General features: G+C 62.2%; 14 protein-coding genes. 13 read left to right on the forward strand and 1 reads right to left on the reverse strand.

From position 1 onward, the window contains the following. Positions 1 to 89 precede the first annotated feature (89 nt). The gene (locus A3A9_RS0107730) at positions 90 to 995 is read right to left on the reverse strand and encodes an SMP-30/gluconolactonase/LRE family protein (protein ID WP_027058267.1); all 906 of its coding nucleotides are present in this window, start codon (positions 993 to 995) and stop codon (positions 90 to 92) included. A 106-nt stretch (positions 996 to 1,101) separates the two neighbouring features. On the opposite strand from A3A9_RS0107730, the gene A3A9_RS0107735 reads away from it, so the two are divergent. The 13 genes from A3A9_RS0107735 to A3A9_RS0107790 all read left to right on the forward strand — a co-directional run bounded on the left by A3A9_RS0107735 (position 1,102) and on the right by A3A9_RS0107790 (position 13,702). Beyond that, positions 1,102 to 1,824, forward strand: coding sequence for a FadR/GntR family transcriptional regulator (locus A3A9_RS0107735; RefSeq protein ID WP_082221944.1), 723 nt, complete (start codon positions 1,102 to 1,104; stop codon positions 1,822 to 1,824). Next, positions 1,821 to 3,023 carry a mandelate racemase/muconate lactonizing enzyme family protein gene (locus A3A9_RS0107740; protein WP_027058269.1) on the forward strand — a complete coding sequence of 401 codons (1,203 nt, stop codon included), beginning with the start codon at positions 1,821 to 1,823 and terminating at the stop codon, positions 3,021 to 3,023. Before A3A9_RS0107735 ends, A3A9_RS0107740 begins: the two co-directional genes overlap by 4 nt. Positions 3,024 to 3,049: 26 nt before the next feature. Continuing rightward, positions 3,050 to 4,027: a sugar ABC transporter substrate-binding protein gene (locus A3A9_RS0107745; RefSeq protein ID WP_027058270.1), complete on the forward strand. Its 978-nt coding sequence runs from the start codon at positions 3,050 to 3,052 to the stop codon at positions 4,025 to 4,027. 75 nt (positions 4,028 to 4,102) lie between these two features. Further along, positions 4,103 to 5,080: an ABC transporter permease gene (locus A3A9_RS0107750; protein ID WP_027058271.1), complete on the forward strand. Its 978-nt coding sequence runs from the start codon at positions 4,103 to 4,105 to the stop codon at positions 5,078 to 5,080. Positions 5,081 to 5,083: 3 nt separating this feature from the next. Further along, complete coding sequence (locus A3A9_RS0107755; protein ID WP_027058272.1) at positions 5,084 to 5,815, forward strand: ATP-binding cassette domain-containing protein; 732 nt, start codon at positions 5,084 to 5,086, stop codon at positions 5,813 to 5,815. Between the two features lie 15 nt (positions 5,816 to 5,830). Then, on the forward strand, positions 5,831 to 6,586 hold the full coding sequence (locus A3A9_RS0107760) for an SDR family oxidoreductase (RefSeq protein WP_027058273.1): 756 nt from the start codon (positions 5,831 to 5,833) through the stop codon (positions 6,584 to 6,586). 16 nt (positions 6,587 to 6,602) lie between these two features. Beyond that, the gene (locus A3A9_RS41110) at positions 6,603 to 7,313 is read left to right on the forward strand and encodes an aldose 1-epimerase (protein ID WP_275451161.1); all 711 of its coding nucleotides are present in this window, start codon (positions 6,603 to 6,605) and stop codon (positions 7,311 to 7,313) included. Then, positions 7,259 to 7,471: a hypothetical protein gene (locus A3A9_RS46275; RefSeq protein WP_275451163.1), complete on the forward strand. Its 213-nt coding sequence runs from the start codon at positions 7,259 to 7,261 to the stop codon at positions 7,469 to 7,471. Before A3A9_RS41110 ends, A3A9_RS46275 begins: the two co-directional genes overlap by 55 nt. A gap of 132 nt (positions 7,472 to 7,603) precedes the next feature. After that, a complete protein-coding gene (locus A3A9_RS0107770) occupies positions 7,604 to 8,761 on the forward strand; it encodes a fumarylacetoacetate hydrolase family protein (protein ID WP_027058274.1) in 1,158 nt (385 codons plus the stop codon). 120 nt (positions 8,762 to 8,881) lie between these two features. Continuing rightward, on the forward strand, positions 8,882 to 10,411 hold the full coding sequence (locus A3A9_RS38455; RefSeq protein ID WP_051370801.1) for a sugar ABC transporter ATP-binding protein: 1,530 nt from the start codon (positions 8,882 to 8,884) through the stop codon (positions 10,409 to 10,411). Beyond that, positions 10,408 to 11,436 (forward strand): ABC transporter permease, encoded by a 1,029-nt coding sequence (locus tag A3A9_RS38460; protein WP_051370804.1) that lies wholly within the window; start codon positions 10,408 to 10,410, stop codon positions 11,434 to 11,436. Before A3A9_RS38455 ends, A3A9_RS38460 begins: the two co-directional genes overlap by 4 nt. A 226-nt stretch (positions 11,437 to 11,662) precedes the next feature. Then, positions 11,663 to 12,598 carry a substrate-binding domain-containing protein gene (locus tag A3A9_RS0107785; RefSeq protein ID WP_027058275.1) on the forward strand — a complete coding sequence of 312 codons (936 nt, stop codon included), beginning with the start codon at positions 11,663 to 11,665 and terminating at the stop codon, positions 12,596 to 12,598. Between the two features lie 117 nt (positions 12,599 to 12,715). After that, positions 12,716 to 13,702, forward strand: a complete 987-nt coding sequence (locus A3A9_RS0107790) for an ABC transporter permease (RefSeq protein ID WP_027058276.1) — start codon at positions 12,716 to 12,718, stop codon at positions 13,700 to 13,702. Positions 13,703 to 13,704: the final 2 nt, after the last annotated feature.

Genomic DNA, 13,704 nt, shown 5'->3' on the forward strand with positions numbered 1-13,704 from the left:
CGACCACCGGAACACTTGGGGCTTTGCCTGGAAGGATCGAAAAAAGCCGTAGCCGACTTGGCGTGCCGTTCTCGGCTGCGTCAGTTATCTCAGCCGAACCGATTGGTCGGGGCTCCTCGAACGCCTGCGCGCACTGCGAACAGCCCGCCCTCCTGCGGATTCGCCCGCAGATGTCCCTCGCTCATGGTAAACCGCGCCGAGGTGACGAAGAGGATGTCGAAACTCTCGCCGCCGAAAGCACAACTCGTCGGCCAGCAGCAGGGCAGTTCGACCACCTTGTCCAGAACTCCGTCAGGTGAAATGCGGACCAGGCAACCGCCCCCTGCGACGCGGCAATTCCAGACATAGCCCTCCACATCCATGCACGACCCGTCCGGCAAACCGCGCGGAAAATCGGAGAAGAAAAGACGCCTGCCGGTTATGCGCGATTGCACCCTGTCCCAGTGATAGCGAAAGATCTGGTTCTTGGTCGTGTCTGCCGTGATGAAGGCATCATCCGCCGTCCAGACCATCGTGTTGGTGATGCCGAAGCGATCGGCACTGAGCGCCCCGACGATACCAGCTGTGTTGACGCGATAGATCCGCCCCGCATCTCGCGAGATATCGCGTGGACGATCGTCGGGGCCGATATTGTTTTCCATGGTGCCGACCCAGAATGAGCCGTCCGGGGCGACCACACCCTCATTCAGCCGTGTGTCAGAGCTGTCCGGTTCGATCGTCGCGATCGTCCTGAAGGTTTCTCCGAAATCCCACAGTGCCACGTCCTTTCGCAGCCCGACGATTGCGCCACCATCCCTGCGCAGGCCAATCGAGGTTGCGAGGTCCGGCGTCTGCCAGCTCTCGTGATCGAGAGTGGCCGGATCGAGCCGGTGGATGCGCCGCCCGATAATATCCACCCAGACCAGCGTCTTCCTGCAGTCGTCCCAGACCAGGCTCTCACCGACAATATCCTGGGCATCAAACACGAAGCCTGGCTGTTTTTCTCGGCTATCCACCACCCTTTTCCCTTCCCGACTGTCGCGCGGTCAACCGCTATTGACAGACAAGATTTCACAAAGTTATACACATTTCAAGAAAACATGTCATACAGGTTTTGGGCAAATGGTGAGCGACCGCAGCATGGGACCTGACGAGACAAATCCCGGTTTGGTGAGTGCCGCCATTCAGGCCATCACCCAACACATCCGCGTTGAAGGCCTTGGCCCTGGCGACCTCTTGCCCAGTGAAGCCGACATGACCCGCAAGCTCAGCGTCTCGCGGACAGTGGTGCGGGAGGCGTTTCGATCACTGTCGGCGATGCGCCTGATAGACATGAGCGCCGGCCGTCGTGCCAGCGTCGCTAAGCTCGACATTGGCGCCATGTCGATGGTGATCGAGCACGGCGTCACCACCGAACAGATCAGCGTCCAGCAGATTTATGATGTGCGCCGTACCATCGAAATGCGCACGGTGGCGCTCGCCGCACTCCGGCGGACCGACGCCGAGGCGGCTGAAATCCAAAAATACGCGCGGCTGATGCGCGAGAACCATCAGGCGCCCGAGATCGTCATGGAACATGACATCGCATTCCATGAGGCGATCGCGCGGGCCTCTCACAACCCGGTGTTTTCGTTGATCATCAACGCCTTCAGCGGTGTCACGCGACGCACCTGGGTGATCGGCTGGCGTACTCGCGCCACCGAGGCAGAGCAGATCAAGATGATCGAGGGTCACGGGGATATTGCCCAGGCGATCATCGCGGGGAACCCGCAACTTGCGGCCGAACATATGGCCGCGCATTTCGACAAAAGCGTCAAGGCACTGATCGACGCGGGGATCGCATGAAAATCCGCTCGCTTGAGACCATTCGTATCGAAGAGCGGCCCAATCTGCTCTGGATCGAGGTTCATACCGACGAGGGCATTACCGGCCTTGGCGAAACGTTCTTCCTGGCCCGCACGGTCGAGGAATATGTCCATGAATATGTCGCGCCACGCGTAATCGGCCGCGATCCACTGCAGATCGATCTGCTTTCCGCGGATCTGGTTGGTTATCTCGGCTTCCGCTCAAGCGGGGTCGAAGTCCGCGGCAATTCCGCCTTCGACATCGCGCTCTGGGATATTTTCGGCAAGGCCATGAACCAGCCGATTGCACAGCTTCTGGGAGGCTTCTCGCGGCAGTCCATCCGCACCTACAACACCTGCGCTGGCACCGAATACATCAAGGACGGCAAGGGACAGACCACCGCAAATTATGGTCTCGGCACAAGGCAGGGATACGACGACCTGAACGGATTTCTCCACCGAGCCGACGAGTTGGCGGCAGAGCTGCTTGAAGACGGTATCACGGCCATGAAGATCTGGCCTTTCGACCATGCCGCCGAGAAAAGCCGGGGGCAAGACATTACCGCCAGCGACCTCAAAGCCGCGCTGCAGCCCTTCGAGAAGATCCGCAAAGCTGTCGGCGACAAGATCGACATCATGGTCGAATTCCACTCGATGTGGCAGCTCCTGCCGGCGATCAAGATCGCCAAAGCGCTCGGACCTTATGGCACATACTGGCACGAGGATCCCATCCGCATGGACAGCCTCGCCGACCTCAAGCGCTATGAGGCCGCGAGCCCGGCGCCGATTTCGGCGTCGGAAACCTTGGGCAGTCGCTGGGCATTCCGGGATCTTCTGGAGACCGGTGCCGCAGGCATCGTCATGCTGGATATTTCCTGGTGCGGCGGGCTTTCGGAAGCACGCAAGATCGCCGCGATGGCGGAGGCCTGGCACCTGCCGGTCGCTCCGCATGACTGCACCGGGCCGGTGGTTCTGGCGGCGTCCACACATTTGTCCCTCAACGCGCCCAACGCACTCGTACAGGAGAGTGTGCGGGCATTCTACCGGACCTGGTACCGCGACCTTGTGACCGCGCTACCGGAAGTCAAGGACGGCATGATCACCGTGCCGCCCGGCCCGGGCCTCGGGCTGGAGCTCAATCCCGATCTCGGTCGGGCCTACACCGTCCATCGCCGTGTCTCCGACAAGGCGGACATCTGAAGAACACTCAACGGGAGGAATTAGTAATGAAACGACTGACTGCAACGCTTTTGCTCGCCACGACGCTATTCGCCGGGCCTTCCGTCGCCAGCGCCGATGGGCTCAACATCGTCTTTACGCACCATTCGTCAGCCTCGAACACTTTCTGGCAGGCGGTGAAGAAGGGCTTTGACGATGCCTGCGGCAAGGTCGAGGCCAAGTGCAACATGATTTTCACGCAGACCGAAGGTTCGGTCGACCAGCAACTCGCCAACATGCGGGCCGCCCTCGCCGCCAAGCCAGATGCCTTGCTGACCTCGATCGTCGACAACAAGGCGTTCGACGACGTCATTAAGGAGGCACGAGATGCCGGAGTGTTGGTGATCGCCGTCAATGTCGATGACACGGAAGGCGCCAAGGGCAATGCGCGGCAGGCCTTCATAGGGCAAGGTTTCAAGCCGGCGGGCTATTCGCTCGGCAAGGCGATTTCCGAGAGCTTCCCGAAGGACGGACCGATCAAGGTTCTGGTCGGCATTTCGGCACCAGGCCAGAACTGGTCGGAAAGTCGCGGCGCGGGTGTGATGCAGTTCCTGGAGGAGTACAAGGCGGCCCATCCCGACCGCCAGGTTTCATGGGAGCGGATCGACAGCGGAACGGACCTCGCGGTCACGTCCGATCGCGTCGGCGCCTATCTCAACGCGCATCCCGACACCACAGCCTACTTCGACACCGGCTTCTGGTGCGCCGGCGTTGCGCGGTCGCTGCAGGATCGCGGCGTCGCGCCCGGCAAGGTCCTGCTTGGCGGCTTCGACCTAGTGCCGGAAGTTCTGCAACAGATGCAGAAGGGCTACGTCCAGGCCCTGGTCGACCAGCAGCCCTACATGCAGGGCTTCATGCCGGTGATGGAAGCCTATCTGAACAAGAAGGTCGGCCTGGCACCATCCGACATCGATACGGGCCAAGGCATTGTACGCCCGGACCAGGCCGACGCGATCATGACGCTTTCCGCGCAAGGCCTGCGCTAGGCCCACGCGCCATGTCTTCGCCGGCGGCGTTTACATCGCCGGGCGGTCCCTTGCCTCGAATTCCTGGAGCTCGCCTTGAAACGCCTCTTCAAGACCTATCTGGAAAAGCCGGAACTGGCGGGACTGATCCTGCTGGCGCTTCTGGTGGTGATTTTCGAGATCCGCTCGGATGGCGTGTTCCTTAACCAGGACAACCTTCGCGGCATACTCGGCATTCTGCCTGAGACGGGTCTCGTCGCCATTGGCGTCACGATCCTGATGATCAGCGGCGAGTTCGACCTGTCGGTTGGATCGGTATTCGCACTGATGCCGATGTGCATGGCCGTCCTCATGGTTGAGGGGGTCCCTTTCCCGCTTGCCTTGCTGGCCGGGCTTGTCGTTTGCGCGGTGATCGGATTCATCAACGGCTATGTGACGATCTGGTTCGAGATCCCGAGCTTCATCACCACGCTCGGCATGCTTTTCATCGCCCGGTCACTGACGATCGTCGTCTCGGGCGGGTTTCCACCCTTGCTTCCCGTCGATCTGCCGAACTGGCTGTTCACATCGTTTGTCGGTCCCGGTCATATGTTCCGCATGTCGTTCGTGTGGTTTGTCGGAATTGCCGTGCTGACATCGCTGATGCTTTCCAGAACCAATTTCGGCAACTGGATAAAGGCCACCGGCGGCTTCCATCCCGCTGCCGCCTCGATGGGCATCCCGACCGCAAGGGTGAAACTCGCATGCTTCATGCTTTGCTCGATGCTGTCCGGTTTCGCCGGCATGTTGCAAGTGCTGAGACTGGGCTCCCCCTTGCCTTCCATCGGTGAAGGTCTGGAACTCCAGGCGGTCGCCTCGGCGGTCATCGGTGGTGCCTCGCTCGCCGGCGGCATCGGGACGGTCGCCGGCGGTATCATCGGCACGATCCTCATCCGCATTATCGACAACGGGCTTGTGCTCTCCCACGTTGATGCAAACTGGTTCAAATTCGCGATCGGCTTCCTGACTATCTTCGCCGTCGTCGCCAATGCCTGGATGCGCAAGCGCGCCAAGGCCATCAAGATGGAGGGCTGAGGCATGGAAGACGCAATCATCTCCGTCCGCAATCTTCACAAATGGTACTCCGGCGTCCACGCGCTAAAGGGGGTGAGCCTCGATCTGAAGCGGGGCGAGGCGCTCGGGTTGGTCGGCGACAATGGTGCCGGCAAATCGACACTCATCAACATCCTGTCTGGCGTCCATACCGCCGATGAGGGCGAGATCCTGGTCGACGGTAAACCTGTCCGGATTGCCAGGCCGCGCGACGCGATGAACCTCGGCATCGAGACCATCTACCAGTACAATTCGATGGTTCCCACCATGTCGATCGCCAGGAACCTGTTCATCGGCCGCGAGCCGACGCGGTTTTCCGTATTCGGTGTTGGCATCCTGGATCAGAAGAAAATGGCCAGCGAAAGCATCAAGGCAATCGCCAATGTCGACCTGCATCTGCGGTCACCCGACGCATTGGTCGGCGAACTGTCAGGCGGCCAGCGGCAGGGCGTCGCCATCGCGCGCGCCATGCATTTCAAGTCGAAGGTGATGATCCTCGACGAGCCGACCAATCACCTTTCGGTCAAGGAGACCAGCAAGGTTATCGGCTTTGTACGGGGACTGAAGGCACAAGGGGTGACCGGCATTTTCATCAGCCACAACATGCATCACGTTTTTGACTGCTGTGATCGCGTGGTCGCGATGGCGCGCGGCGAGGTTGTGCTCGACAAGCGCATCGAGGAAACCTCCATCGATGAAGTGCACGGCGTGCTTTAGAAGCGGGAAATGGCGATGACGAACCTTTCCGGCAAAGTTGTGCTCCTGACCGGTGGTCTGGGTTCGCTCGGCCGCGCCCAGGCGGCCGCACTTGCCCGCGCCGGCGCGCGCGTGCTCTTGCTTGATCGGCCGGAGAATGCCGAAGGGCCCGGCATCGCGGCGGAATTGGCAGCGGCAAACAAGGGTACGATCGTCTATGTCGGTTGCGACTTGAACCGGTTGGCCGAAGCCGAAGCGACGATCAAGGCGCTCGCCGACGAAGAAGGCGCGATCGACATCCTGATCAACAACGCAGCGCTGATCATCAACCGTCCGTTCGAGGAATTTTCGCTCGCGGAATACGACGACCAAATCCGCGTGAACTCCTCAGCCGCCTTCGCGTTGGCGCGCGCCTGCGCACCTGGCATGAAGAAGAAGGGCCACGGCAGGATCGTCAATTTCTGTTCAGTGACGCTAAATGGCCGCTGGGAGGTTTACGTGCCTTACGTAGCCTCGAAGGGCGCCTTGCTGGGTCTCACGAAGTCACTGGCGCGGGAATTGGGACCGCACGGCATTACCGTAAATGCGGTGTCGCCCGGCGCCGTCGTTTCCGAGGCGGAGGAGCGCGTTTTCGGCGAACGGCTCCAGGAATACAACGACTGGATTCTGACCAACCAGAGCTTGAAGCGTCGCATCGAGCCGCAGCATGTCGCGGATCTCGTGCTGTTCCTTGTCTCCCCGGCCTCGGACATGATCAGCGGCCAGAACATCAGCGTGGATGGTGGCTGGTAGCCGTGGCCTTTCGTCGATGACAAATAGTGATACAGTCGAACTTGCCGACGGGCGCGCAAGCCTGGTGGTGAGCCCTCGCGAGGGTGCTGCCATCGTGCGCTACGACGCACTGCGCCCCGGCCGGGCGCCGACGCCTCTCATCAAGCCATCGACGGGCCTGCTGAAGTTCGGGTCTCAACTGCTGATTCCCTGGTCGAACCGTATTTCCGGTGGCGGCTTCGAGTTTGACGGGCGCTTCCATCCGCTCGAACCCAATGTCGAAGGCGAGCCGTTCCCGCTCCATGGCGACGGTTTTCAAAGGCCGTGGCGGCTGACACGACGAAGCGGCACTGAAATGGAGCTGGTTTTGGAAAACGGGGCAATCGGGCCTTATCGCTACCATGCAAGTATCCACTACGCGCTGGAGGATGGCGCGCTGTCCGCCGTCCTGGCCATAGAGAACAGGGCCGCTATCCGCCTTCCCTACGGGCTCGGCTTCCATCCCTGGTTTCCGCGCAGACCGCGCACCTCGCTCCAGGCGTCGGCGCAGAGGGTCTGGTTGGAGGACGAACGCCATCTGCCAAAGGGGGTTGTGCCGCTTGCCTCCCGCCCGCACTGGGATTTTTCGCACGCTGCGCCGCTTCCGGCGCCTGGGTCAACAACGCCTTCGAAGGCTGGAATGGGCGCGCCTCGATCGTCCAGCCGGATGACGCTATTGTCGTCACGGTCGAGGCATCGCTGTCGCTGAACGTGTTCGTTCTCTATTCGCCGGCACGAGACGCCGATTTCTTCTGCTTCGAACCCGTTTCGCATCCAGTGGACGCCCACCACGGCAGCGGCCTGACCACACTGGAACAAGGCGGATCGACAAGCGCGCGTTTGCGTCTACGCTGGGATGAGCTGTAGCGTCGACTCGGGAGTCACTAAGTGGCGCAAGGACATGGTGGCACAGGCCTTTTCCATTGACCATCTGCCGCATGGCACATGCCGCCTCGGAGTAAATCGAGTTGAAGACACCGTGACGAGAGATAGAGAACAATGACGAACATGACGTTTCTGCCTGACGATGGTGTCTTTCTCGGCCGTGCTCGATCATCGACCGCGCCCCATCCGCTGGTGGTCACGGTCCGCGACGGCACGGTCTTCGACATCACGTCGAGCGCGGCGCCGACCGTGCGTGACATCTGCGAAATGGCCGATCCGGCGGGGCACGTGCGCTCGGCCAAGGGCAAGCCGATCGGCTCGCTCGATGACATAGCGGCCAACAGCTTTGAGGCCAGGCGCGATCCGGCAAAACCCTATCTGCTCTCCCCGGTCGACCTGCAGGCGGTCAAGGCGTCAGGCGTCACCTTCGTCGTCAGCCTGCTGGAGCGGGTGATCGAGGAACAGGCGCGCGGCTCGGCTGATAAGGCCGACGCCATCCGCGCCGACATTGCCGGGCTGATCGGCCATGATCTGTCAAAGCTCAAGCCCGGTTCGCCGGAAGCGATGGAGATCAAGGCCAAGCTCATCGCGCGCGGTGCCTGGTCGCAATATCTGGAAGTGGGCATCGGCCCCGATGCCGAGATCTTCACCAAGTGCCAGGCAATGGCCTCGGTCGGCTTCGGCGCCGATGTCGGCCTGCACCCGGTGTCGACCTGGAACAATCCGGAGCCGGAAATCGCCATGATCGCCGCCTCGAGCGGCAGGATCGTCGGCGCCACCATCGGCAACGACGTTAATCTGCGCGACGTCGAAGGGCGCTCGGCGCTGCTGCTGGGCAAGGCCAAGGACAACAACGCTTCGGCCTCGCTTGGCCCCTTCATCCGCCTGTTCGACGACACGTTCTCGATCGACGACGTGAAGCGCGCCGTCGTGCGCCTGAAGGTCAAGGGCGATGACGGATTCTCGCTGGAGGGCGCCAGCTCGATGGCCGAGATCAGCCGTTCGCCCGAAGAGCTGGTCGCGGCCGCGATGGGGCCACACCACCAGTATCCGGATGGCCTGGCGCTCTATCTCGGCACCATGTTCGTGCCGTCGAAGGATCGTGGCGAAAAGGGCAAGGGTTTCACGCACAAGATAGGCGACATCGTCACCATCTCGTCGGAGAAATTCGGCGCGCTGGTCAACCGCGTGCGGCTGTCGCCCGACTGCCCGCACTGGACCTACGGCGCCAGCCATTTGATGCGCGACCTGGCCAAAGCTGGTCTCCTCTAGCGATTGTGTGTGGGCGGCCTTCGGTGGGAAAGGCCGCCATCAACACAATTTTATGTAGAATCCCAGTGACGGCGGGCGCAATCCGCTCCAAGATCGCGATGCGGTCGGGGGGCCGTTGCGATGTCCGATTCGCCGATCCTGTTCGTGCGCACTATCGCCAAACGCTTTGGCGGCACGGTCGTGCTCGAAGATATGAACCTGACGGTCGAGCGTGGTTCGATCCACGCGCTGGTTGGCGAAAGCGGCGCCGGCAAATCGACACTGACAAAGGTGCTGGCGGGCATTGTCCGGCCAGACAGTGGCGTCATCGAATTTGACGGCAAGACGGTGACGATCGACAGCCCCAATGCAGCGCGGAAGCTCGGCATCGGCATGGTTCTGCAACAGCCGGTACTGTTTGCGGAGCGCTCAGTGCTGGCCAATCTGTTCGTCAACCGCGAACCGGTCCACAACGGGTTGATCTCGCGGCGCGAAATGGAGGCACGCAGCCGTGACCTGCTCCGCCAGCTTGGTCTTGATGTCGATGTCCACACCCCGCTCCGCGACCTCGGGCCAGGTGAACGGCAGTTGGTCGCGATCGCCCGCGCGCTTCTGGAGAACCCGAGGCTGCTTATCCTCGACGATCCGAATTCGGCGCTTGATGGGCGCCAGAGCGAGCGGCTGTTCGCGGCGCTGCGGGGCCTGAAAGCCAAGGGCATGAGCATGCTCTACGCATCGAACCGTCTCGATGAAGCACTGGGGATTGCCGACCAAATGACGGTGATGCGCAACGGTCGCGACGTGCTGTCGAAGGCTCGGCAAGACCTGACGACCTCCGAGGAAGCGATGATCGGCCAGTTGCGCCAGTCCCTCTTCCCGCTGCCGCTCAGGGCCTTGCCGACGCTTGCCGGCACGCTGCGGCCGCAGATCGCTGTTGAGGGGCTCAGCGGCGGCATCCTGTCCGGTGTCAGCTTCACGGCCCGCGCCGGCGAAATCCTCGGGCTTGCCGGCTCCGGAGCACCGGACCTGCTTGCCCTGTTGTTCGGGTTGCGCAAACCCCGCCAGGGCAAGGTGCGGTTTTCCGATGGGGACGGCTTGCCGGGAACGCAGACGGAAGCGGCGCGGCGCAACATCTGCATGATTTCGGGCGATCGCGGCAACGGGCTGATGGCCGACAAGTCGATCGCCTTCAACATGGCGAACGTCGTTGTAGGCGCACGCAACTGGGGCTCGCTCTGGTACTCGCCCAAGGCGGCGCTCCGCCGCGCCACGCGCCAGATCGAGGCGCTGCGCATCAGGAGCACGCCGGAGATGCCCGCAGGCGCGCTTTCGGCCGGGGGCCAGCAGAAGGTGGTCATCGCCAAATGGCTGGAGATCGGCCCGCAAGTGATGTTGCTCGACGAGCCAGCCCGTGGCATCGATATCGGCAGCAAGCAGGAGATCTATGCCTTGATCCGCCAGATGGCGGCCAGCGGCTGCATCGTGCTGCTGCATTCCCGCGAACTGTCTGAACTGACGGGCCTCTGCGATCGCATCCTTGCTTTCCATCAGGGCAGGCTGGCCGGCGAAATCGCCGGCGACGATATGGATGTGGGCAAGGTTCTGAAGCTGATCATTTCGGGCAAACCCGCGGACGAACGCCATCAGAGCAGCCGGGAGAGCGCGGCATGACGAAGACCGATACCGCGCCACCGCTTGCCGGGTCGGCAAACCATCAACCCAGACGCCGCATTCGGCTGCCAGCCGAGACCGGTGCTGTCGTTGCGCTCGCCGTGTTGGTCGCAGTGCTTGGCTGGCTGAGCCCCTCCTTCCTCGAACCGGCCAATCTGCTCTCGGTGCTCAGCCAGGCCGCCCTCCCCGGCCTGCTGGCGATCGGCATGGTGTTCGTGCTCGCCACGCGCGAGATCGACGTTTCGGCCGGTGCCGTGTTCCATCTCGCGGCAACCTTCACGGCCCTGCTCATGGTTGCCGGAATGGACCCCTGGCTCGCCGCCCTGGCAGGTGTCACGGCCGGTGCCGGGCTCGGCCTGATCAACGGCCTTCTGGTGATCGCGCTGCGCCTGCCGGCCCTGCTGGTGACGCTCGGCACATGGTGGATGATCCAGGGCCTGTCACTGGTCGCGGGCAAGGGGCAGACGTTCGCCCCGACAGGCGCGGGCAGCGGCTTCTTCACAACGCTTTCAGGCAAGGCCTTCACTGTAGTGCCGGCGGCAGGCATCGTCTTTGTCGTGTTGACGATGGCGATGCATGTCGTGCTCCACCGTACCCGCTTCGGCTACCGGGTCCAGGCCGTGGGCAGCAATCCGCTGGCGGCCACCTATGCCGGCATTCCAACAGGCAAGGTCAAGGTGCTGACGCTGGTGCTGATGGGTGCGGTGGCTGGACTTGCGGGCGTGATCCACCTCGGCTCCCAGGGCGCCATTGCTCCCGGTGACGGCGGCACGTTCGCACTGCTGGCGATCGCGGCGGCCATCATTGGCGGCACATCGCTTTCAGGCGGCAGCGGCAGCGTCATCGGTGCCGCGATCGGCATGCTGGTCCTGCAGGCAATACAGAGCGCCATGACCTTGCACGGCGTGGATGCCATCTGGACCGCCTTCACTACCGGTGCCCTGGTCGTGCTGGCCCTGGCGATCGACCGGCTGATCCGGTTGTGGCGCGACTGGCGTGCCGGTCACGGCGATCCGCTCGGCTGAGCCTCAACGCCAATCATCCGGCTGCCTGGTAAAAATCACCCCAACTGATGCAATCTGATGGGTCCATTGATGGCGCCGCGTCAGGCGCCATCTACATCTGCAGATGGAGGCTTGCCATCCGTCGAAAAAGGGGATGCTCTCAGGGATCCGAGCGGCGCTGGCAAAAGACGCAATCCGGCTGAAGCCGGAACAAGGGACGGATCATCTTCAACCGGGAGGAAATCAAATGCTGACAAGACTAAGACTTGTGCTCTACGGCCTGCTGATCGCGCTGACGCTCGTTCCGGCAGCCGCGCAGGCCAAGACGTTCTACTGGATTTCGCATGGCGGCCCGGCGGATCCGGTCTGGACCTACTTCCTGGCCGGCGCCAAGCAATGGGCCAAGGACACAGGCAACACCGTCAACACCTCGTTCCACAATGGCGATGTCGCCTCGCAGCAGGAAGCGGTTCGCGCCGCCCTCTCGGCCAAGGCCGACGGCATCGTAACCACCAGTCCCGATCCGGGTAGCCTTGTCGAGATCGTCAAGGAAGCCCGCGCGGCCAACGTTCCGATCATCAACTTCAACACGCCCGACCCCAAGGCCAATTTCAATGCCTATGTCGGCGGTGACAACGTCACCTTCGGCAAGCATTGGGCGCAGTATCTGGTCGACAAGGGCCTGGTGAAGAAGGGCGACTTCATCTGGATGCCGGTCGAGATCCCCGGCGCTACCTATGGCGTCCAGGAAGAGGAAGGCATCAAGAGCGTCTTCGGACCGCTCGGCATCACCTATGAAGTGACCGAGGCGACGCTCGACCAGGCCGAGGTTATCAACCGCATGGTCGACTACCTCACCGCCCACAAGGGCAAGATCAATGCCATCATCGGCCTCGGCGACCTCGTCACCGGTTCGATCAAGCGGGTGTTCGACCAGGTCGGCGTCAAGCCTGGTGAAATCCCGGTTGTCGGCTGGGGCAACTCGCTCGATACCACGCAGGAAGTGCTGAACGGCTATGTCAATGCCGGCCAGTGGCAGGACCCGCAGGCGACCAGCTATGTCGCGCTGTCGCTTGCCAACATGGCCGCGTCGGGCATTCCTCCGGGCTTCAACGTCATCACCGGCGCGCTCTATGAAAAGGATACCGCCGCGATCTACGACAAGATCCTTTCCGGCAAGTAACATCCCGGACCCAAACAGTCGCGACCCTATCCACGGTCGCGGCTGTCTTGTCCATTCGCCGAGCCTCGCCGGACCCGGTGCAGGTGTCAGCCACTCCCATAATGTCGCGGGTTATCAGTGGAAAATCATTCGCTTATCCAACGCCTGATCGCGCGGCCTGAATTCGGTCCCTTCGTTCTGCTGGTCGTTGAAATCGCCGTTTTCTGGGGCTTCAACCACGACTTCCTGTCGCCGCAGAACATCTCCAACACGCTGGCCTTCACCGTCGAACTCGGCCTGATCGCGCTGGCGATGACATTGCTGATGACCTCGGGCGAATTCGACCTGTCCGTCGGGTCCCTGTTCGGTTTCTCGCCAGTGCTGATGTGGACGCTTTTCAATGCCGGCGTCACCTCACTGGAAGTGGGCTTTGTCGTCGCCCTGCTGGTTGCCGCCTTGATCGGCCTGGTCAATGGCTGGTTCGTCACGCAGCTCAAGATCCCGTCCTTCCTGGTGACTCTCGGCATGCTCTTGGTGGTGCGCGGCAGCGCGCTTTTCATCACCGACGGTTTTCCGCAGCGCACGTGGAGCGCCGAGGGCAGCTGGCTGGCGGAGGCGCTGGTCGGCGATTTCTTCATCGGGCCATTCCGTATTTACATGTCGCTGTTCTGGTTTATCGCCGCGGCGATCGCGCTCGGCTATGTGCTGACGCAAAGCCGGACCGGCAACTGGATCCAGGCGGGGGGCGGCAATCCCAACGCTGCGCGCGCCCGCGGCGTCAATGTCAACCGCGTCAAGATCGGCCTGTTCGTGCTGTCGTCGGTCATGGCCTCGCTCGCCGGCGTCATCTCCTCATTGCGCACCTCCGCCGCCAACCCCAACAGCGGCACAGGCTATGAGCTCGAAGTCATCGCCATGGTGGTGATCGGCGGCACGGCACTGACCGGCGGGCGCGGCACCATCATCGGCACCGTGCTCGGCATCCTGATCCTGCGCGTGATGCGCAACGGCATCGTGCTGATCGGCGTGCCTGGCCTTGCCTACAACATCTTCATCGGCGCGATCATCCTTGGCATGATGGCGCTCCACTCATGGCTGGAACGCCGGCATCAGGCGGGGACTTGAAC

It is taken from the genome of Mesorhizobium loti CJ3sym (genome assembly GCF_000472785.1).
Taxonomy (GTDB): domain Bacteria; phylum Pseudomonadota; class Alphaproteobacteria; order Rhizobiales; family Rhizobiaceae; genus Mesorhizobium; species Mesorhizobium loti_E.